Origin of the sequence: Agrococcus sp. TSP3-2-1, from assembly GCF_049897585.1 — a bacterium.
Classification (GTDB): Bacteria; Actinomycetota; Actinomycetes; order Actinomycetales; family Microbacteriaceae; genus Agrococcus.
In genome coordinates, this window is the sequence record NZ_JAFCWN010000003.1 from 132962 (window position 1) to 153070 (window position 20109).

Genomic DNA, 20109 nt, shown 5'->3' on the forward strand with positions numbered 1-20109 from the left:
CTCAGCGATCTCGCGTCAGCGACGGCCCTTGACGATCTGCTCCTGGTTGACGTCCTCGACCATCGGATTGTTCGCCTCGGTGCCGGGGTCGGTGATGCTCGACGCATCCTTGCCCTGCCAGTTGCGAGCGAACTCGTCGACCTCGGACTCGAGCGTCGCGAGCGTCGCGTCGTCGAGCACGTTGGTCTCGCGCAGCGTCGCGAGCACCGTGCTGTTGCCCCGCAGGTGCTCGAGCAGCTCGCTCTCGAACTGCAGCACCTGGTTGACCGGCACGGCGTCGAACTTGCCGTTCGTGCCGGCCCAGATCGAGACGACCTGCTCCTCGACGGGGTACGGCGAGTACTGCGGCTGCTTGAGCAGCTCGGTCAGGCGCGCACCGCGCTCGAGCTGACGGCGCGAGGCCGCGTCGAGGTCGGAGGCGAACATCGCGAACGCCTCGAGCGAGCGGTACTGGGCGAGCTCGAGCTTGAGCGTGCCGGAGACCTTCTTGATCGACTTGACCTGCGCGTCGCCACCGACTCGCGAGACCGAGATGCCGACGTCGACCGCGGGACGCTGGTTGGCGTTGAAGAGGTCGGACTGCAGGAAGATCTGGCCGTCGGTGATCGAGATCACGTTGGTCGGGATGTACGCCGAGACGTCGTTGGCCTTCGTCTCGATGATCGGGAGACCCGTCATCGAGCCGGCACCGAGCTCGTCCGAGAGCTTCGCGCAGCGCTCGAGCAGACGCGAGTGCAGGTAGAACACGTCACCGGGGTAGGCCTCGCGGCCCGGCGGACGACGGAGGAGCAGCGACACGGCGCGGTACGCCTCGGCCTGCTTCGACAGGTCGTCGAAGATGATGAGGACGTGCTTGCCCTCGTACATCCAGTGCTGGCCGATGGCCGAGCCCGAGTAGGGCGCGAGGTACTTGAAGCCAGCCGGGTCGGATGCCGGGGAGGCGACGATCGTCGTGTACTCCATGGCGCCGGCGTCCTCGAGCGCGCCCTTCACCGAAGCGATGGTCGAGCCCTTCTGGCCGATCGCGACGTAGATGCAGCGCACCTGCTTGTTGACGTCGCCCGACTCCCAGTTCGACTTCTGGTTGATGATCGTGTCGATCGCCAGCGCGGTCTTGCCGGTCTGACGGTCGCCGATGATCAGCTGGCGCTGGCCGCGGCCGACCGGGATCATGGCGTCGATCGCCTTGATGCCCGTCTGGAGCGGCTCGTGCACCGACTTGCGCTGCATGACGCCGGGCGCCTGCAGCTCGAGGGCGCGGCGGCCGCTCGAGGCGATCTCGCCGAGGCCGTCGATCGGGTTGCCGAGCGGGTCGACGACGCGGCCGAGGTAGCCCTCGCCGACGGGGACGGAGAGGACCTCGCCCGTGCGGGTGACCTCCATGCCCTCCTCGATGCCGTCGAACTCACCGAGCACGACGACGCCGATCTCGGTCTCGTCGAGGTTCTGCGCGAGGCCGAGCGTGCCGTCCGCGAAGCGGACGAGCTCGTTCGCCATGACGCCGGGCAGGCCGGAGACGTGCGCGATGCCGTCGGCGGCGTCGACGACGTGGCCGACCTCGGCGGTCGTCGAGGTCGACGCCTCGTAGGACGAGACGAAGTCGGCGAGGGCGCCCTTGATCTCGTCGGGGCTGATGGTGAGCTCTGACATGTGTCTTCCTGTTCGGGTTTCTTCGACCTAGGCGAGCGACAGGCGCAGGTCGGTGAGCTTGGAGCGGACGGTGCCGTCGATGACGTCGTCGCCGATCGAGACGCGCAGCCCGCCGAGCACGGCCGGGTCGACCACTTGCTGCAGCTGCAGCGTGCGGCCGTACTGGCGCTCGAGACCGGCGCGGAGCCGGTCGAGCTGGTCGGCGGGGATCTCGCGAGCCGTCGTGACCGTCGCGAGCGAGCGACCGGCCGCGGCGGCGACCTGCGTCGCAGCGGAGCGCAGGCGCTGACCGATGCGGCGGCCACGAGGGGCGCGCACGAGGTGGTCGAGGATCGCGAGCGTCGTCTCGCTCGCGCGGCCCGCGAGCAGTCGCTGCACGAGCTGCGCCTTCTCGTCGACCGAACCCTGCAGGCCGCCGAGGGCCAGCTCGAGCTGCGCGTCGGCCGAGACGATGCGGCCGAAGGAGGCGATCTCCCCCGCGACGTCGTCGCTCGTCGAGCGCACCGCGACCCGCACGGCCGCCTCGTCGATCGCGGCGAGCAGGTCAACCGGCTCGGACCAGCGCTGGCGCGCGAGGTGCGCGACGATCGAGACCGCCGCTCCACCCAGCTGCCCGAGCACGCGCTGCGCGAGCGCGGCGCGGGAGTCGGGCGTCGAGACGGGGTCGCCGAGCGAGGAGAGCACCTGCGGGCTGCGCTCGAGTGCGCGCGATGCCCGGAAGAGATCCCGCGCGTCCTCGAGCCCTGCCTGCGGCTGGGCCCGGACGGCCTCGTCGATGCCGGCTCGCGCCTGGCTGGTCGCGCTGCCCACTAGCGGTTCGCTCCCTCGCGCTCGAGGTCGGCCAGGAAGCGGTCGACGATCGCAGCCGAACGGGCGTCGTCCATCGACTCGCCGACGACCTTCTCGGTCAGGTCGAGGGCGAGCGAGCCGACCTCGGTCTTGAGCGACGAGAACGCGGCCTGGCGCTCAGCCTCGATGCGCTGGTGCGCCTGCGCGGTGATGCGCTCGGCCTCCTCGTTGGCGCGAGCCTTGAGGTCGGCCTCGATGCGCGCGGCGTCGGCGCGAGCCTGGTCCTTGATGCGAGCTGCCTCGGCGCGAGCCTCGGCGAGCTGGGTGTTGTACGACTCGAGCGCCGCAGCCGCCTCGGCCTGCGCCTCCTCGGCCTTCTTGATGCCGCCCTCGATCGCGGCAGCGCGCTCGTCGAGCAGCGCCTGCACGCGAGGCAGGACGACCTTCCAGAAGACCAGCAGGAGGACGACGAAGATGACCGCCGACCAGATGATGTCGTACGGGGCCGGAAGCAGCGGGTTCTGAGTGGTCTCCCCCGCTTCTTCCGCGAGGAAGAGAGGAGTGGTGAGCATCAGGGCGTCAGACCATGAAGAAGAACGTGGCGATGCCGATGAACGCCAGTGCCTCGGTGAAGGCGATGCCGATGAACATGAGGACCGTCAGGCGGCCCTGCAGCTCGGGCTGGCGAGCGACGCCCTCGATCGTCTTGCCGACGACGATGCCGACGCCGATGGCGGGGCCGATCGCCGCGAGGCCGTAGCCGACGGTGCCGATGTTGCCGTTGATCTCGGCGAGGATGGTCGTGGCGTTGTCCACGGTCGTTCCTTTCGGTTGTCCGGAGAGTCCGGGGTCAGTGCTCTTCAGCCAGCGCGAGCTGGATGTAGACGGTGGTCAGGATGGCGAAGACGTAGGCCTGCAGCACCGCGACGAGGATCTCGAAGACGGTGAAGGCGAAGCCGAAGGCGAGCGTGCCCACGCCGAAGAGCGTGTAGAAGCCGCCGGCCGAGAAGAAGAAGAAGTGCGTCGAGGCGAAGAACAGCACGAGCAGCAGGTGGCCGACGAACAGGTTCATCATGAGTCGCAGCGTCAGCGTGACGGGGCGCAGCACGAAGGTCGAGACGAACTCGATCGGCGTCACGATGATGTAGAGCGGCCACGGCACGCCCGAGGGGAAGAGCGAGTTCTTGAAGAACGCGCCGGGGTGCTTCTTGACGCCCGCGTAGATGAACGCGATGTACGACACGATCGCGAGCACGAGCGGCACGCCGATCACTGAGGTTCCGGCGATGTTGAGGAACGGGATGATGCCCGTGATGTTCATCGCCAGCACCATGAAGAAGATGGTGGTGATGACCGGCAGGAAGCGCCGGCCGTCCTTCTCGCCGAGGAGGTCGTAGACGATCCCGTCGCGGACGAAGCCGAGGCCGAGCTCGACGATGCTCTGGCCGCGCGTCGGGACGAGCTTCATCTTCCGCGTGCCGAGCACGAAGATCAGGATGATCGCGAGCGCCGCCAGGATGCGGATGAGCATGATGCGGTTGATGCCGAAGATCGGCTCATCGCCCCCGACCCAAGCGATCGTCGGCTCCATGAACAGGAAGACCTGCGGGAAGAACTCCGCGATCGACGGCGGGTGGAACGGCTCTGGCTCGTTGGCAGCGGAGGCCAGCATCGACAACACGGCGTTCAGCGTCTCTTCCTCAAGCTCGTGGCGCCTGGCGCCTTCTTGACGTCGGTGCGCCCCCTCACGCAGACACGCTCGGAGACGAGCGGCGCAGCTGGGGGAACGTCAACGACTCTATCAGAGGGGATCGGGATGGCTCGACGTCCTGCGGCGCTCACGCCCGGGCGCCGGAGGCCGGCCGGCCCTGGGTCTCGTCGTCGGCGGCGCTGTCGATCAGGGGCTGCCGGCTCGTCGCGATCACGACGCAGTCGATGACGAGCGAGCCGATGACGGCAGCGACGAGCGCGCCGAACGCGACGCCCCGGTGCAGCCAGTCCTGGTCCCCGAGCACGAAGACCAGCACGATGAACAGCACGAACTTCAGCAGCCAGCCGCCGAGCACGATCCCGAAGAACGCCCCGGAGACCATCTGGCCCCTCGAAGCCTTGAGCGCGAGCAGGATGCTGCCGGCGGTGAGCATGCAGAAGACGATCGCGAGCGCGGTGCCGACGAGCGCCGAGGCGAGGCCCGCGCCCTGGGCGAGCAGCCAGCCCGCGAGGCCGCCGACGACCGCGACCGCGGCCGCGAGGACCGCGCCCCACACGAGGATCCGCTGCATGATCTGGGTGGTGTTCACCGGGGGTCCCCCTGGGAGTCGATGCTGGCGCTGGTCGGCTGGAGTCCGGAGCGGCGAGCGCGACGTTCGCGCATCACCCGCAGGAACGTGCGCCAGACCCTGCGACCGACGGGCGCGGCCGTGAGCAGGGCGCACGCGAGGAACCCGAGCACCATGATACCGACGGCCACCCACCACTGGACGATAAGGAAGAGCAGGCAGCCGATCGAGACGACGGCGGTCCACGAGTAGAAGATGAGCACTGCGCCGAGGTGCGAGTGGCCCATGTCGAGCAGCCGGTGGTGCAGGTGGCGCCGGTCGGCTGCGAACGGGCTGTTGCCGTTCGCCACGCGGCGGATGACGGCGAGCGCGAAGTCGGTGAGCGGCAGCAGCAGGATCGCGAGCGGCAGCAGCACGGGGATGAAGGCGGGCAGGATCTGGCTCCGGCCGCCCATCGTGCCGACGTCGATCTGGCCCGTGACGGCGATCGCGCTCGCCGCGGTCAGCAGCCCGAGCATGAGGGCGCCGCCGTCGCCCATGAACATCCGCGCGGGGTGCCAGTTGACGGGCAGGAAGCCGACGCAGACGCCGACGATGATCGACGTGATGAGGCTCGCGAGCGAGAAGTAGGCGTTCTGCTGCGCGAAGTTCTGGCTGATCATCCAGATGTAGCCGAAGAACGCCGTCGAGCCGATGATCGTCGTGCCCGCCACGAGCCCGTCGAGGCCGTCGATGAAGTTCACCGCGTTCATGACGAGCACGATGATGAGCACGGTGAGCGAGATCGCCATGGTCGCCGATGGCACGACGATGCCGGCGATCGGCAGGCTGACGATCTGCACCCCGAAGAGCGCGACGCCCGTCGCGACCAGGATCTGGGCGCCGAGCTTGAGCATCCAGTCGAGGTCGACGAGGTCGTCGAGCACCCCGATGGCGCAGATGGCGATCGCGCCGCCGAGCAGCGTCCACACCCGCACGGGCTCGGCGAACACGCCCGCGAACTCGGGCACGAACGACGCGACCGCGAGCGCGGCGATCACGCCGATGCACATCGCCGCGCCGCCGAGCCGCGGCGTGGGGCGCGAGTGCACGTCTCGCTCGCGCACCGGCGGGTGGATGCCGTGGCGGAGCGCGAGACGGAGCACGACGCGGCTCGCGACGAAGGTCACGACGGCCGCGACCGCGGCGATGAGCAGGAAGATCACGGCATCACCCCGAGGCGAGCAGGTCGCCGAGCGCGGCGGCGATCGTCGCGCGCGGCAGCACCCCCTGGCGCACGATGCGGGCGACGCCGTCGGTCGAGCAGTCGAGGATCGTCGAGCCGTTCTGCTCCCCCGGCGCTGCAGCTCCGCCGACGGTGCCGGCGTCGAGCACGAGCGCGACGCGGTCGCCGAGCATCTCGGCGGCCGCCGCGGCCTCGGTCGGTGCGGGCATGCCGTGGAGGTTGGCGCTCGAGACGGCGAGCGGGCCCGTCTCGCGCAGCAGGCCGATCGCGATGGGGTGGTCGGGCACGCGGATCGCGACGGTGCCGCCGGTGTCGCCGAGGTCCCACGTCAGCGAGGGCTGGGCGCGGAGGATCACCGTGAGCGGCCCCGGCCAGTGCGCGTCGAGCAGCGGCTCGAGCTCGGCAGGCACGTGCTCGGCGAGCGCCGCCGCCATGTGCCGGTCGGCGACGAGCACGGGCGGCGGGAAGCCGCGGTCGCGGCCCTTCGCGGCGAGCAGCCCCGCGACGGCCTCGTGCGAGAACGCGTCGGCCGCGATGCCGTAGACCGTGTCGGTCGGGATGACGATGCTCTTCCCCGCGGCGATGGCCGTGCGAGCCGCGCGGATGCCGTCGAGGAGGGACGCGGGGTCGGAGCAGTCGTAGAGCGCGGGCACGCTCCCATGGTAGTTCGCGCGGTGGAGCTAGAAGCGGAGGCCCTTTCGGGCCTCCGCCGCGACCCCAGCGCCGAGGCCCGTCCCGGGCCTCGGAACGAGGCACCCCGCCGCCTCAGCGGATCGCGGTCGTCACCCGGTCGCGACCGGCGAGATCCTGGAGCGTCCTCGCCTGGGTGAAGCCGGCATCCGCGAGCATCTCGCGGATCGCCTCCCCTTGGTGCTCGGCGTGCTCGAACGCCACGAGCCCGCCGGGAGCGAGCAGGTCGGCGGCGAGCGGCGCGAGGCTGCGGATGAGGTCGAGCCCGTCGGCACCGGAGTAGAGGGCGGTGTGCGGGTCGAAGCCCCGCACCTCGTGGTCGAGGGGCACGGATGCGTCGGGCACGTAGGGCGGATTGCTCACGAACGCCGTGAGGGAGCCGGGCGTGACGCCGACCGAGGCGAGCGCGGCGAGATCGCGCGCGTCGGCGTGCACGAGCGCCGCGTCGGGCGCGAGCTCATCGAAGTTGCGGCGCGCCCAGACGTACGCCCCGGGGCTCCGCTCGACCGCCACGACGCGAGCGCCCGACTCCCGCGCGATCGCGATCGCGACGGCGCCGCTGCCCGTGCCGACATCGAGCACGAGCGGTGCCTCGGCTCGGCGGAGATGGCGGAGCGCGACGTCGACGAGCAGCTCCGTCTCCGGTCGCGGCGTGAAGACGCCGGGGCCGACGAGCAGGTCGACGTGGCGGAACGGCGCGGTGCCCGTGATGTGCTGGAGCGGCTCGCGGGACTCGCGACGCGCGACGGCGCGCGCGAACCGCGCCAGCGCATCCGCCTCGAACGCACGGCCCATCGCCATCTCGACGCGCAGCTCCCCGAACGACGAGCCCGACGCCCACGCCGCGAGCAGCTCGGCGTCGGGACCATCGATGCCGACCGCGGAGAGCCGGGCGCGGGCGTCGCGCACGGCGTCGGAGACGGAGGAGGGATGCACGCCATCACGCTAGCCCGAGCAGCCATCAGCGACGTACGGGAATGCGCAGGGCGATGCGAGCGGTTGCTCAGCGTGAGGCCGATACAGTGAGAATCCTGGCTTCCACCCGATGAAAGGAAAGCGAATGGCGCGCATCTTCGACGACATCACGGCCACGATCGGCGGCACTCCCCTCGTGCGGCTCGGCCGCACGAACGACACGCACGCGACGGTGCTCGTCAAGATGGAGTCCTTCAACCCCGCGGGTTCCGTGAAGGACCGCATCGGCCGCGCGATCATCGACGCCGCCGAGGCGTCCGGCGAGCTGCAGCCGGGTGGGACGATCGTCGAGGGCACGAGCGGCAACACGGGCATCGCACTCGCCTTCGTCGGCGCGGCCCGCGGCTACCGGGTGATCCTCTCGATGCCGGAGACGATGTCGGTGGAGCGGCGCAACATCCTCAAGGCCTACGGCGCCGAGCTCGTGCTCACGCCCGGGCCCGACGGCATGCGCGGCGCCGTCGAGCGCGCGCAGCAGATCGTCGCCGAGACGCCCGGCGCGATCCTCGCCCGCCAGTTCGAGAACGAGGCGAACGTCAAGGTGCACCGCGAGACGACCGCCGAGGAGATCTGGGCCGACACCGACGGCGACGTCGACGTCTTCGTCACGGGTGTGGGCACGGGCGGCACGGTCACGGGCGCGGGCGGCCGCCTCAAGGAGCTCAAGCCCGAGCTGCACCTCGTCGCCGTCGAGCCCGCGGACTCGCCGCTGCTGACGAAGGGCCAGGCGGGCCCGCACAAGATCCAGGGCCTCGGCGCGAACTTCGTGCCGGCGCTGCTCGACACCGACGTCTACGACGAGGTGATCGACGTCGAGCTCGACGACGCCGTGCGCGTCGGCCGGGAGCTCGCGGCGCGGGACGGCATCTTCGCCGGCATCTCCTCGGGCGCGATCGTGTGGGCCGCGCTCGAGATCGCGCGCCGCCCCGAGTCGGCCGGCAAGACGATCGTCGCGGTCGTGTGCGACACGGGCGAGCGCTACCTCTCGATGCCGATCTACGCCGACCTGGCCTGAGGAGCACGGTGGGCCTGCTCAACATCCGCGAGGACATCGAGAACGCGAAGCGGCACGACCCCGCCGCTCGCGGCGCGCTGACGATCGCGCTCACCTACTCGACCCTGCACGCGGTGTGGGCCCACCGCATCCATCACCGCCTCTGGCACGCCGGTGCGCGCTCGCTCGCGCGCGCCGGCAGCCAGCTCGCGCGGTTCATGACCGGGGTCGAGATCCACCCGGGCGCGCGGCTCGGGCGGCGGTTCTTCATCGACCACGGCATGGGCGTCGTGATCGGCGAGACGGCCGAGACCGGCGACGACGTCATGCTCTACCACGGCGTCACGCTCGGCGGCACGGCGAACGCTGCGGTCAAGCGCCACCCGACGCTCGGGCACCGCGTGCTCGTCGGGGCGGGCGCGAAGATCCTCGGGCCGATCGCGCTCGGCGACGACGTCAAGGTCGGCGCGAACGCGGTCGTGCTGAAGGATGCGCCGTCGGGCGTCACGCTCGTCGGCGTGCCGGCGAAGCCCGTGGGCGGCACCGCGCCCGCGGAGCTGCCGCAGATCGAGTACTCGATCTAGCCGCTCCCCCGAGCGGTCACTCCCGCGCCTGAGCGGTCACTCCCGCGCCTGAGCGGTCATCGCCGCCGGTGTTGTGGCGCTCGGTGAGCGCGAGTCCCGCGACGGCGATCAGGATCCCCGCGAGGAAGACCAGCATGAGCGGGTTCCACGGCTGCGCGCCGGTCAGGAGCGCCCACAGGACGGTGAGCGCGCCGCCCAACCCCGTCCAGACGGCGTAGCCGGTCGCGAGCGGCACGACGCGCACGGCCCGCTCGAGCCCCAGGAAGCTCAGCACGGCCGCGACGGCGAACACGGCGGTCGGCACGGGCTCGCTGAAGCCCGCCGACTCCCCCAGCGCCGTCGCCCAGACGGCCTCGAGCACGGCGCTGCCGAGCAGCAGCGCCCACGCTGTCCCGCGGCCCACGTCAGCTCACCAGCTTCAGGCCGACGAGGCACGCGACGAGCAGCACGAGCAGCAGCGAGCGCACGAGCGTGAGCCGCTCCTTGCCGCGGGCGACCTGCAGCACGACGGTCGCGACCGCGCCGACGCCGACCCACACGGCGTATGCCGTGCCGGTCGGGATCTCGAGCATCGCCCACGCGAGGCCGCCCATCGAGGCGAGCATCGCGACGACGAACAGCACGGTCGGCCGCCACTTGCGGAAGCCCTCGGACGCCTGCATCGCGGCCGCCCAGACGGCCTCCAGCAGGCCGGAGGCGATCAGGATCACCCAAGCCATGACGAGTCCTTCGCTGGCCGTCTTGTCGCGCTGCGGGTACGGCTCCCTCGTCCGCGGACCCTGCTCCGGATCCGCGAGCCAGGCTACTGAGCGACCCTCTGCGCCGGCTGTGCGGCTCGAGCCCGCAGCGCGCGCGAGCGCGTCCGGCGCGCGGCGCCGTCGCCCGATCTGCCCGCCCGTCCGTAGACGAGCCACAGCACGACGCCCTGCACGACCATGAGCAGCACCGTCATGACGAACGTGATCGACATCGCGTCGAGGTTCGCCTCGCCCTCGGTCGAGCGCTTGATCGCGATGCCGAGTGGCTCGGCGAGCGGGTGGTACAGGAACACGGCCGCGTCGTAGTCGTCGAGCAGGCTGTTGAAGTTCAGCGCGGTGATGGCGGCGACGGTCGGCGCGATCATCGGGACGACGACGCGCGCGAGCGTCTGCAGCTGCCCCGCGCCGAGGATGCGCGCGGCATCCTCGAGGTCCTGCGGCACGGATGCGAACGCCGCCTTCAGCAGCCGCAGGGTGAAGGGGAGCTTGATGATCACGTACGCGATCCCGAGCAGCACGACGGTGCCGGTGAGCACCTGCCCGCCGACGAGCCACTGGGGGCTGTCGAAGGCCATCACGAGCCCCAGCGCGATGAGGATCGTCGGCAGGATCCACGGGATGTGCAGCACGTACTCGATCGCGCTCGAGAGCCAGCCGGGGTGGCGGGTGATGACGCGCGCGACGAACACGAGCCCGACGACGGCGATGACGGATGCGACGGCGGAGTACGCGACGGAGACCAGGAAGGGCCGCAGGGCGTCGGGGTTCGTCAGCACGGTGACCCAGTGGTCGAGGGTGAGGTCGCCGAGGCCGATGCGCCCCGCGGCGATCGCGCGCGCGTCGACGAAGGAGAAGAGCAGCACGCACGCGACGGGGAAGACGTAGACCGCCCACAGCGCCCACGCCGCGACGTGGGTGAGCGCCGAGCCCCAGCGGGTCTGGAAGCGCTGCGGCTCGAGCGGCGCGGCGACCTTCGCGACGGCGAAGTAGGTGCCGCTGCGCTCGACCCGGTTCATGATCGCGAGGAGCAGGATCGTGGCGAGGCCGAGGATGATCGCGAGCAGGGCCGCGACGTCCCGCGACGTCTGCGACCGCGAGAACGTCAGGATCATCGGCGACACCGTCTGGAAGTCCTCGCCGCCGAGCACGAGCGGCGCGGTCAGCGCGCCGAGCCCGGTGAGGAACGTCAGCACCGTGACGGCGAAGATCATCGGCCGCAGCGTCGGCAGCACGATGCGGCGCAGGATCGTCCCGGTGCTCGCGCCCATGAGCCGCGCCGCCTCGACCGCGTGCCGGTCGACCTTCGCGAGCGCCGCGGAGAGGAACAGCATGTGGTTCGTGGTGGTCGCGAAGGTCATGACGAGCACGACGGCGAGGAAGCCCGAGAACCACGCGCGGTCGAGATCGGGCACCCACGTCGCGAGCCAGTTCGTGACGAACCCGAAGCGGCCGTAGATGAAGTTGTAGCCCGCGGCGAGCACGATGCCGCCGTACACGAACGTCGTCGCGTAGCCGAGCCACAGCACTCGCCGCGCGCGCATCCGGAACCACTGCGTCACGAGCACGATGAAGATGCCGACGACGTTGACGGTGATCGCGAGCGTGCACGCGAGCAGCACGCTGTTGCCGAGCGAGCGCAGGGCGCGCTCGCTCGAGAGGAGCCGCTCGACGGACGAGAGCGAGAGGGTCCCCTCGGGCGCGAACGTCTCGGCGAGCAGCGCGAGGTTCGGCAGCACGAGGAACGCGGTCGCGAACCAGATGACGGCGGCGACCACGACGAGCGCGAGCGGCGAGCGGAGGATGCCGCGCGTGCCGGCGCTGCGGCTCATGCCGGCTGCCCGTAGCGCAGCAGCGCGCCCTCGTCGATCGCGACGCGCACCTCGTCGTCGATCTCGAGCGCCGCGGCCTCCGCGCTCGTGCTCGCGGTGAGCAGCGGGGCGCCGGCGAGCTCGAGCTCGAGCAGGGTCGACGCGCCCCGGTAGGCGTGCGAGCGGACGGTCGCCGGGGCGCCGCCCTCGCGCAGCAGCACGTGCTCGGGTCGCACCCAGACGTCGCCGTGCCCGAGGCCGAGCGCCTCGAGCTGCTCGGTCGAGAGCCGCGTCGCCTCGCCGATGAAGTCGCACACGAACGGCGACGCGGAGCGCTCGTAGATGTCGCGGGGCGTCCCCACCTGCTCGAGGCGCCCGTCCGAGAGGACCGCGACGCGGTCGCTGAGCGCGAGCGCCTCCTCCTGGTCGTGCGTGACGTACAGCGTCGTCACCCCGACCTCGCGCTGGAGCCGCTGCAGCTCGCCCCGCAGCTGCACGCGCAGCTTCGCGTCGAGGTTCGACAGCGGCTCGTCGAGCAGCAGGATGCGCGGCTCGAGCACGAGCGCGCGGGCGATCGCGACGCGCTGCTGCTGGCCGCCCGAGAGCTCGGCGACGCCTCGCTCGAGCTGGCTCGCCGCGAGCCCGACCTGCGCGGCGACGCGGTCGACGAGGTCCCGCCGCTCGCGGCCCGCGCGCCGCTGCACCCGCAGCCCGAACGCGATGTTCTCGCGCACCGACATGCTCGGGAACAGCGCGTAGCTCTGGAACACCATGCCGACGCCGCGCTTCTCGCTCGCGACGCGCGTGACGTCGCGGCCGTCGATCTCGAGCCGCCCGGCGGTCGGCTCGGCGAACCCCGCGAGGGCGCGCAGCGCCGTGCTCTTGCCGCAGCCGGAGGGGCCGAGCAGGGTGAAGAACTCCCCCTCGCGGATCTCGAGGTCGAGGCCCTCGAGCGCGACGTGGCCCTCGTACTCGACACGGACTCCGTCGAACCGGATCATCGTCGTTCCTTCGCGGTGCGGGCGCGGCGGCGCCGGGGTGCGGATGCGCCGGGCCGCGCGAGCGGGCGGGCCCGGCAGGGCGGGGGCGCGGTCGGCGCCCCCGCCCCGGGGGTCACGGCAGGTACTCGAGCTCGATGCGCTCGACCCAGCTGCCCATGTGCTCGCGCAGCAGCGCGAAGTCGATGTCAGCCCGCTCGACGGACTCGACGAGCTCGACGATCTCGGGGTTCGCGCGCTCCTGCGCGACGGTGTTGACGGGCATCGAGTTGAACTCCTCGGCGAAGGCGCCCTGCACGTCGGCGGAGCCGAACCAGTCGATGAAGGCCTGCGCCTGCTCGGTCTGGTCGGTGCCGGCGATCACGCCGATCTGCTCGGTCACGAACGGCACGCCGTCGGCCGCCGGCACGATCGCGGTCGTGGTGCCGTACTCGGCGTCGCGCTTGATGATGCCGCCGGAGGGCGTGATGCCGTAGTCGACCTCGTCGCGGTCGAAGCGCGCATACAGGTCGGTGCCCTCGATCGCGGGGCTGCCGTTCGCGAAGTACGCCTCGACCTGCGCCCATCCCTCGTCCGAGACCTCGCCCGACTCGTCGACGTACGGCGCGAGGATGCCCGCGATCACGAGCTGCGGCGTCGCCTGCCCGAGCGCGGTGTTCACCTCGTAGGTGCCCGCGTAGGCCGGGTCGTTCCAGAGCTCGGTCATGTCGGCGGGCGGCGAATCGACGGCCGCCTCGTCGTAGACCATGACGATCGCCTGATCGACGAGCGGCCAGTAGGCGCCGTCGACGGGGTCGCCCGCCTCCTGCGGCACCTCGCCCGACCACGCCGGCTCGTACGCCTCGATCGCGCCCTCGGCCTTGAGGGTCTCGAAGAACATCGTGTTGAGGCCGAACACCACGTCCCCCACCGGGTTGTTCTGCTCGGCGATGATGCGGTTCGTCAGATCGGCGCCGCCGAGCCCGACGATCTCGATGTCGAAGCCGGCCTCGGCGGCCTGCGCCGTCACCCACTCGCCGCGGCCGTCGGAGTTGGAGTTCGTGTAGACGATGAGCGTCTCGCCGCTGTCGCCGGCGGCGCCCGAGCTCTCGCTCGCCGGCGCTGCGCTCGAACAGCCCGCGAGCAGCACTGCGCCTGCGCCGAGCAGGCCGGCGGCCCGGAGCGCGCGGTTCTTCGATGTGGTCATCTGGTGCCTCTTTCCAACGGGACGGATCTCGTGGATCCACGACCTTCGCGTCGCACGCACGATTGCGGGCGAGCATCGGCTCACGGTAACCCGGATCGGTGAACGGCGCGCTGTGAGGAGGTGAACCGAGGGCGACCGGCGATGGTCAGAGCGCCGCGTGCGCCCGCCAGGTCGCGAGCGAGAGCCCGACGACGAGCACGACGGCCGCGAGCACCGCGAGCACCGCCCACTCCGCGACCCCGGCTGCGAGTCCGGCGACGAGCGCGCCGAGCGCGGCGACCGCGGCGACCGAGCACGTCAGCCACGTGAGCGGCGTCGCCGCCCGGTGCGTGCGCGCGTACACGTCGGCGTCGGCCCGCAGCCGCCGCCCGGGCAGCCCGAGCGCGCCCACCCGCGCGACGCGGCCGAGGCCGATCGCGTGCACGGCGAGCGCGAGCGCGATCGCGCCGAGCGCGAGCAGCAGCGCGCCCGCCGACATCGCCACCTGTTCCATGCGGTCATCCTCGCACGCGCGCCGCGGCGCTCCGCGAGGCGGCCCGCGCTCACACCGCGGGCAGTCGTCCCCAGGTGATGGCCTCGCGCACGGCCTCGGGGGCGGATGCGTGCAGCTCGGCATCGGGCGTCGCGCCGAGGGCCGCGTTGACGGTCGAGAACGCGATCCGCGACGCGATGTACGCGGTGAGGCTTACGATCTCGGTGTCGTCGAGGCCGGCGCCGCGGAGCGCCGCGACATCCGCCGGCGTCGTGCTGCCCGGGTCGCGCGCGACGCGCCGAGCCCACGCCGCGACGACGCGCTCCGCCGGCTCGAGCTGCGCCTCCGCATCGTCGCCGAGCAGCACCGCAGCCGCCGTCGCGGGCCCGGCGACTAGCGCGAGCCGGCTGCCCCACGCATACGAGCAGTAGGAGTCGCCGAAGGCGCCCGCGAGCGCGCTCACGATCACGCCCTTCATGCGGAAGGTCAGCCCAGCCGCCTCGGCCGACGCCATCGCGAACGCCGTCCACGCGTCGTGCACGGCCGGCGCGTGCGCCCACACGCGCGTGAGGTTCATGACGTAGCCGTCGCTCTCGCGATCGCCCGCGTACATGCGCTCGACGTCGTCGCTGCGCTGCGGCTCCTCGAGGAACCCCGCTCCGCCCATCGTGCTCCCCTCGCTCGGCGCCAGCGTAGGGCGGGGGCGGATGCGTCGCCCAGGCATGCGGTCGGGTCCGACTGCCGCCGTGCCCGCTCAGGCCGTCTCGACCACCCGGTGCCGCTCCCCCGGTCCCGGCCACTCGAAGCCGGCCACGTAGGCACGCAGCTCATCCGGGTCGAGCACGACCGATTCCGGCCCCGGCTCCCGCTCGCGCAGCCGCTCGAGGAGCGTCTCGAGCGGCGCGCGGACGACGACCAGGTCCGGGTCCAGCCCCATCGCGCCGCAGCGCATCCGCCACCGGTCGCGCATCGCGCGAGTCGACAGCGACGCGTCGAGCACGACGTCACGCTCGTCGAGCACGGCCTGCTCGAGCAGCCGCAGGAAGTCGGCGTCGATCTGCTCGACGAGCTCGCGGGCCGGCCTGCCGTCGCGCACACCGCGCGCCCACGCCTCGCGGTCGTAGGAGAGCACGAGGGCGCCCGCGGCCTCGAGCTCGCGCGCGATCGTCGTCTTGCCCGCGCAGACCGGGCCGCACAGCAGCGTCATCCGCGCCATGGCGGGAGCCTACGCCCGACGCTGCTGGCTCTCCCGGGCCGGCGGCGTCGTGAGCGGCGCTCGCGCCATGCCGATCGCGGTGACGGCGAAGCCGACGGCGACGGCGAGCAGCACCGGGCCGACCCCGAGCGCGTCGGCGGCGAGGCCCGCGACGGGCGCCGCCACGACGATCATCGCGCGGTTCACGGTGCGCATCGTCGCGTTCATGCGCGACTGCATGCTGTCGGGCGTCGCCCGCTGCCGCAGTGCCATCTCGCTCGGGTTGCCGATGCCCATCGCGATGCCCGCGACCGCCAGGCCCAACAGCACGAGGGCGAGGCGGGCAGTCGGCGCCAGCTCGAGCAGCGCTGCGACCGCGATCGTGCCCCACGCCGCCGGCAGCAGCGCGTGCTCGAGCACGATCGTGCGCGCGATGCCGAGTCGCGCCGCGACCCGCCCGGCGAGCGCCGTGCCCACGAGGGTCGCCCCGCCGAGCACACCGAGGGCCAGTCCGAGCCCGCCCGGCCCGGCATCGAGGTCGAGCAGCACGAGCGGCACGAGCAGCGTCATGGCGGCGCCGTTGCAGAGGAACCACGCGTGCGTCCACCGCGCGAACGGCCCGAGGCGCGGATGCCGGTGCACGTAGCGCAGTCCGCTCGCGATCGACGCCCTCAGGTCTCGCACGAGCCCGTGCCGACGCGCTCGCTGCGGCGCCCGCCGGTCCGGCGGCAGCGTCGCGAGCACGATCGCCGAGACGAGGTGCGCGGCGGCGGCCGCGAGCAGCGAGACGGGGGCGCCGAGCCACGCGATCACCGCGCCCGAGGCGGCAGGGCCAGCCGACTGGGCGGCGTTCGAGCCGGCGTCGAGGCGCTGGTGCGCGGCGAGCAGCCGGTCGCGCCCGACGAGCCGCGGCACGAACGCCTGCGACGCGGCGTCGTTCACGAGGCTTGCCGTGCCCAGCAGCGCGACCGCCGCGAGCAGCACCGGCAGCGTGCCGACGCCCGCGAGCCACAGCGCCGCGAGCCCGCCGAGGATCACCGCGCGCGCGAGGTCGCTGACGATCATCGCCGTGCGCCGTCGCATCCCCTCGACGATCGCGCCCACGAGCAGCCCGAGCACGAGGTACGGCAGCCAGCGCGCCGACGAGAGCCAGCCGACCTCGGCCGCTCCCCCGCCGAGGTCGAGCACGACGAGCGCCTGCAGCGCGATCGCGGCGAGGCCGAGCCCCGTCTCGGTGGCGAGCTCGACGCTCCAGAAGCGCCAGAAGGCGGCCCCGAGCGGTGCGGGCCGCGCTCGCGCACGCCCGGGACGCATCCGCCCGGACGTCATGCGTCCGGCTGTCGGTCATGGTGCGCTCAGGCGTCGCCGCCGAGGGCCGCGAGCCGCGCCTCCTCGTCGGCCTGGATGCACGAGTCGATCACCGGCTGCAGCGCGCCGTCCATGACGGAGTCGAGGTTGTAGGCCTTGAAGCCGGTGCGGTGGTCGGCGATGCGGTTCTCGGGGAAGTTGTAGGTGCGGATGCGCTCGGAGCGGTCCATGCCGCGGATCTGCGAGCGGCGCGCGTCCGACGCGGCCGCGTCGAGCTCCTCCTGCTGCTTCGCGAGCAGGCGGGCGCGCAGCACGCGCATCGCAGCCTCGCGGTTCTGCAGCTGGCTCTTCTCGTTCTGCATCGACACGACGATGCCGGTCGGCACGTGCGTGATGCGCACCGCCGAGTCGGTCGTGTTCACCGACTGGCCGCCGGGGCCCGACGAGCGGAAGACGTCGATCTTCAGGTCGTTCTGGTCGATCTGCACCTCCTCGGGCTCGTCGACCTCGGGGAAGACGAGCACGCCGGTCGTGGAGGTGTGGATGCGTCCCTGCGTCTCGGTCGCGGGCACGCGCTGCACGCGGTGCACGCCGCCCTCGTACTTGAGCGACGCCCAGACGCCTTCGGCGGGATCGTTCGACGAGCCCTTGATCGCGATCTGCACGTCCTTGAAGCCGCCCATGTCGGAGGGCGTCGACTCGAGCATCTCGACCTTCCAGCCGCGGCTCGTCGCGTAGTGCGAGTACATGCGCACGAGGTCGGCCGCGAAGAGCGCCGACTCCTCGCCGCCCTCGCCGCCCTTGACCTCCATGATGACGTCGCGGCCGTCGTCGGGGTCGCGCGGGATGAGGAGCCGGCGCAGCCGCTCCTCCGCTTCGTGCGCGGCTTCCTCGAGCGCGGGCACCTCCTCGGCGAACGCGTCGTCCTCGCGGGCGAGCTCGCGCGCCGCCGCGAGGTCGTCGACGCTCGCGCGCCAGCGCTCGTGCGCCGCCTTGACCTGGCTGAGCTCGGCGTAGCGCCGGTTCACCCGGCGCGCACGCCCGGCATCGGCGTGCAGCGCCGGGTCGGCGAGCTGCGACTCGAGGTCGGCGTGCTCGGCGAGGAGGCCCGAGACCGACTCGAACACCTCAGTCCTTGTCGTGCTGGCCGGGCACCGACTTCGAGACCTTCATGAGGAACTCGACGTTCGACTGCGTCTCCTTGAGCTGCTTGAGCACGAGCTCGAGCGCCTGCTGCGTCTCGAGGCCCGCGAGCGCGCGGCGCAGCTTCCACATGACCTTCGTCTCCTCGACGCCCATCAGCATCTCCTCGCGGCGCGTGCCGGAGGCGTTGACGTCGACGGCGGGGAAGATGCGCTTGTCGGCCATGTTGCGCGAGAGGCGCAGCTCCATGTTGCCGGTGCCCTTGAACTCCTCGAAGATCACCTCGTCCATCTTCGAGCCCGTCTCGACGAGCGCGGTCGCGAGGATCGTGAGCGAGCCGCCGTGCTCGATGTTGCGCGCGGCGCCGAAGAACTTCTTCGGGGGGTAGAGCGCGCTCGAGTCGACGCCGCCCGAGAGGATGCGTCCCGACGGCGGCGCGGAGAGGTTGTAGGCGCGGCCGAGGCGCGTGATGCCGTCGAGCAGCACGACGACGTCGTGGCCGAGCTCGACGAGCCGCTTCGCGCGCTCGATCGCGAGCTCCGCGACGATCGTGTGGTCCTCGGCGGGCCGGTCGAACGTCGACGCGATGACCTCGCCCTTGACGGTGCGCTGGAAGTCGGTGACCTCCTCGGGGCGCTCGTCGACGAGCACGATCATGAGGTGCACCTCGGGGTTGTTCTCGGCGATCGCGTTCGCGATGGCCTGCATCACGAGGGTCTTGCCGGCCTTGGGCGGCGAGACGATGAGGCCGCGCTGGCCCTTGCCGATCGGCGAGACGAGATCGATGACCCGCGTCGAGAGCTTGTTCTGCGTCGTCTCGAGGCGCAGGCGCTCCTGCGGGTAGAGCGGCGTGAGCTTCGAGAACTCGACGCGGTTCAGCGCATCCTCGCTCGACATGCCGTTGATCGAGTCGACGCGCACGAGCGCGTTGAACTTCTGGCGGCTCGAGTGCTGCTCGCCCTCGCGCGGCTGCTTGATGGCGCCGACGACGGCGTCGCCCTTGCGCAGGCCGTGCTTCTTCACCTGCGCGAGCGAGACGTAGACGTCGTTCTGCCCCGGGAGGTAGCCGGAGGTGCGCACGAACGCGTAGTTGTCGAGCACGTCGAGGATGCCCGCGACGGGCAGGAGCACGTCGTCCTCGCGGATCTCGGGCTCGGCGTCCTGGCCCTGCGTGCGCTGGCGGTCGCGACCGCGGCCACGGCCGCGGCGCGAGCCCTCGTCGTCCTGCTGCTGCTTGGGCTGCTGGCCGCGCTGGTTGTTCTGGCCGTTCTGGCCGCGGCCCCGACCGCGGCGCGACGACTCGTCGTCGTCGTCCGAGTCCTGCTCGTCCTGCTGCTGCGAGCCCTTGCCGCGCGAGCGGCGACGGCGCGAGGTGCCCTCTCGCTGCTGCTCGCCGTCCTGACGGCCCTGCTGCTGCTCGTCGGCGTCGGATGCGTCGTCGGCCGTGCCGCTCCCGGCGTCGGGGCGGGGGGCGGCCTGCTCCGCGTCGCCCGCGGGTGCGTCGGCCGGCTCGGCGGGCGCGTCGGCGGACTTGCGCGAGCGGCTCGCGCGCGGCGAGCGGCGGCCGCGCGCGGGCGCCTCGGCCTGCTCGTCGGCGGACTGCTCGGTGGACTGCTCGGCAGCGCTCTGCTCGGTCGCCTGCTCCGAGCCCTGCTCGGCGGGCGCCTCGGTCTGCTGCTCGGTGGCCTGCGCGTCCGAAGCTGCGGCCTCGGCGGGCGCGGCCTCGGCCGTCGCCTCCTCGGCGGCGGGAGCCGCCTTCTTGCGGCGTGCGGGCGCGCGGCGCTTCGTCGCGGCGGGCGCCTCTGCCTCGCCGGTCGGCTCGGCAGCGGGCTCGGCGGCCGGCTGCGCGTCAGCGGCGGGCGCCTCGGCGGGCGCGTCGTCGGCCTTCGCCGGCTCAGCGGTCACGGTCGCCGTCGACGCGCGACGCGAGCGGCGCTTGGGCGCGGCGGGCGCCTCGGCGGACTGCTCGGATGCGGAAGCCTCGGGTGCGGCCTCTGCCGCGGCAATGCTGTCGGTGATCTCGCTCGTCATGTGCGAGTGCTCCTTCGATGTCGG

The 20109-nt window shown here is 72.2% G+C and carries 22 protein-coding genes and 1 riboswitch; of the genes, 2 read left to right on the forward strand and 20 right to left on the reverse strand.

Features of this window, described 5'->3' with window-relative positions; all coding sequences use genetic code 11:
* Positions 1–15 precede the first annotated feature (15 nt).
* The 9 genes from atpA to prmC form a co-directional block, all read right to left on the reverse strand.
* Positions 16–1650 (reverse strand): F0F1 ATP synthase subunit alpha, encoded by a 1635-nt coding sequence (atpA, locus tag ACP7BI_RS05355; protein ID WP_211449844.1) that lies wholly within the window; start codon positions 1648–1650, stop codon positions 16–18.
* A 27-nt stretch (positions 1651–1677) separates the two neighbouring features.
* The gene (locus ACP7BI_RS05360; RefSeq protein ID WP_425844232.1) at positions 1678–2460 is read right to left on the reverse strand and encodes a F0F1 ATP synthase subunit delta; all 783 of its coding nucleotides are present in this window, start codon (positions 2458–2460) and stop codon (positions 1678–1680) included.
* On the reverse strand, positions 2460–3011 hold the full coding sequence (locus ACP7BI_RS05365) for a F0F1 ATP synthase subunit B (RefSeq protein WP_211449847.1): 552 nt from the start codon (positions 3009–3011) through the stop codon (positions 2460–2462). The genes ACP7BI_RS05360 and ACP7BI_RS05365 overlap by 1 nt, the downstream gene beginning before the upstream one ends.
* Positions 3012–3018: 7 nt before the next feature.
* A complete protein-coding gene (gene atpE, locus ACP7BI_RS05370; protein WP_092667153.1) occupies positions 3019–3255 on the reverse strand; it encodes an ATP synthase F0 subunit C in 237 nt (78 codons plus the stop codon).
* Between the two features lie 34 nt (positions 3256–3289).
* Positions 3290–4111, reverse strand: coding sequence for a F0F1 ATP synthase subunit A (gene atpB / locus ACP7BI_RS05375; protein WP_425844570.1), 822 nt, complete (start codon positions 4109–4111; stop codon positions 3290–3292).
* 166 nt (positions 4112–4277) lie between these two features.
* Complete coding sequence (locus tag ACP7BI_RS05380) at positions 4278–4739, reverse strand: hypothetical protein (RefSeq protein ID WP_425844234.1); 462 nt, start codon at positions 4737–4739, stop codon at positions 4278–4280.
* Positions 4736–5923 carry an MraY family glycosyltransferase gene (locus tag ACP7BI_RS05385; RefSeq protein ID WP_425844236.1) on the reverse strand — a complete coding sequence of 396 codons (1188 nt, stop codon included), beginning with the start codon at positions 5921–5923 and terminating at the stop codon, positions 4736–4738. Before ACP7BI_RS05385 ends, ACP7BI_RS05380 begins: the two co-directional genes overlap by 4 nt.
* A 4-nt stretch (positions 5924–5927) precedes the next feature.
* A complete protein-coding gene (locus ACP7BI_RS05390) occupies positions 5928–6596 on the reverse strand; it encodes an L-threonylcarbamoyladenylate synthase (protein WP_425844238.1) in 669 nt (222 codons plus the stop codon).
* A gap of 112 nt (positions 6597–6708) precedes the next feature.
* Positions 6709–7569: a peptide chain release factor N(5)-glutamine methyltransferase gene (gene prmC / locus ACP7BI_RS05395; protein WP_425844240.1), complete on the reverse strand. Its 861-nt coding sequence runs from the start codon at positions 7567–7569 to the stop codon at positions 6709–6711.
* A 124-nt stretch (positions 7570–7693) separates the two neighbouring features.
* Between prmC and cysK the strand changes: the two genes are divergently transcribed.
* Both cysK and epsC read left to right on the forward strand, forming a co-directional pair.
* Positions 7694–8623 carry a cysteine synthase A gene (gene cysK, locus ACP7BI_RS05400; RefSeq protein ID WP_425844241.1) on the forward strand — a complete coding sequence of 310 codons (930 nt, stop codon included), beginning with the start codon at positions 7694–7696 and terminating at the stop codon, positions 8621–8623.
* Positions 8624–8631: 8 nt separating this feature from the next.
* Positions 8632–9186 carry a serine O-acetyltransferase EpsC gene (epsC, locus tag ACP7BI_RS05405; protein WP_425844242.1) on the forward strand — a complete coding sequence of 185 codons (555 nt, stop codon included), beginning with the start codon at positions 8632–8634 and terminating at the stop codon, positions 9184–9186.
* A gap of 16 nt (positions 9187–9202) precedes the next feature.
* Here epsC and ACP7BI_RS05410 read toward each other — a convergent pair whose 3' ends face one another.
* From ACP7BI_RS05410 to rho, 11 genes are all read right to left on the reverse strand, one after another.
* Entirely contained in the window at positions 9203–9589 is a 387-nt protein-coding gene (locus ACP7BI_RS05410) for a DMT family transporter (protein ID WP_425844244.1), read from the reverse strand.
* Between the two features lies 1 nt (position 9590).
* Positions 9591–9905 (reverse strand): DMT family transporter, encoded by a 315-nt coding sequence (locus ACP7BI_RS05415; RefSeq protein WP_026374016.1) that lies wholly within the window; start codon positions 9903–9905, stop codon positions 9591–9593.
* Positions 9906–9917: 12 nt separating this feature from the next.
* Positions 9918–9982: riboswitch (guanidine-III (ykkC-III) riboswitch) on the reverse strand.
* Positions 9983–9988: 6 nt separating this feature from the next.
* Positions 9989–11773 carry an ABC transporter permease gene (locus tag ACP7BI_RS05420; protein ID WP_425844246.1) on the reverse strand — a complete coding sequence of 595 codons (1785 nt, stop codon included), beginning with the start codon at positions 11771–11773 and terminating at the stop codon, positions 9989–9991.
* Positions 11770–12753, reverse strand: coding sequence for an ABC transporter ATP-binding protein (locus ACP7BI_RS05425; protein WP_026374015.1), 984 nt, complete (start codon positions 12751–12753; stop codon positions 11770–11772). The genes ACP7BI_RS05420 and ACP7BI_RS05425 overlap by 4 nt, the downstream gene beginning before the upstream one ends.
* A gap of 112 nt (positions 12754–12865) precedes the next feature.
* Entirely contained in the window at positions 12866–13936 is a 1071-nt protein-coding gene (locus ACP7BI_RS05430) for an extracellular solute-binding protein (RefSeq protein ID WP_425844248.1), read from the reverse strand.
* A 145-nt stretch (positions 13937–14081) separates the two neighbouring features.
* On the reverse strand, positions 14082–14429 hold the full coding sequence (locus ACP7BI_RS05435) for a hypothetical protein (protein ID WP_026374013.1): 348 nt from the start codon (positions 14427–14429) through the stop codon (positions 14082–14084).
* 49 nt (positions 14430–14478) lie between these two features.
* Positions 14479–15075 (reverse strand): carboxymuconolactone decarboxylase family protein, encoded by a 597-nt coding sequence (locus tag ACP7BI_RS05440; protein WP_425844249.1) that lies wholly within the window; start codon positions 15073–15075, stop codon positions 14479–14481.
* Between the two features lie 87 nt (positions 15076–15162).
* A complete protein-coding gene (locus ACP7BI_RS05445) occupies positions 15163–15624 on the reverse strand; it encodes an AAA family ATPase (RefSeq protein ID WP_425844250.1) in 462 nt (153 codons plus the stop codon).
* Positions 15625–15633: 9 nt separating this feature from the next.
* Positions 15634–16932 carry an MFS transporter gene (locus tag ACP7BI_RS05450; RefSeq protein WP_425844251.1) on the reverse strand — a complete coding sequence of 433 codons (1299 nt, stop codon included), beginning with the start codon at positions 16930–16932 and terminating at the stop codon, positions 15634–15636.
* A gap of 26 nt (positions 16933–16958) precedes the next feature.
* Entirely contained in the window at positions 16959–18038 is a 1080-nt protein-coding gene (prfA, locus tag ACP7BI_RS05455) for a peptide chain release factor 1 (RefSeq protein WP_425844252.1), read from the reverse strand.
* 1 nt (position 18039) lies between these two features.
* Entirely contained in the window at positions 18040–20085 is a 2046-nt protein-coding gene (gene rho, locus ACP7BI_RS05460; RefSeq protein WP_425844253.1) for a transcription termination factor Rho, read from the reverse strand.
* Positions 20086–20109 lie beyond the last annotated feature (24 nt).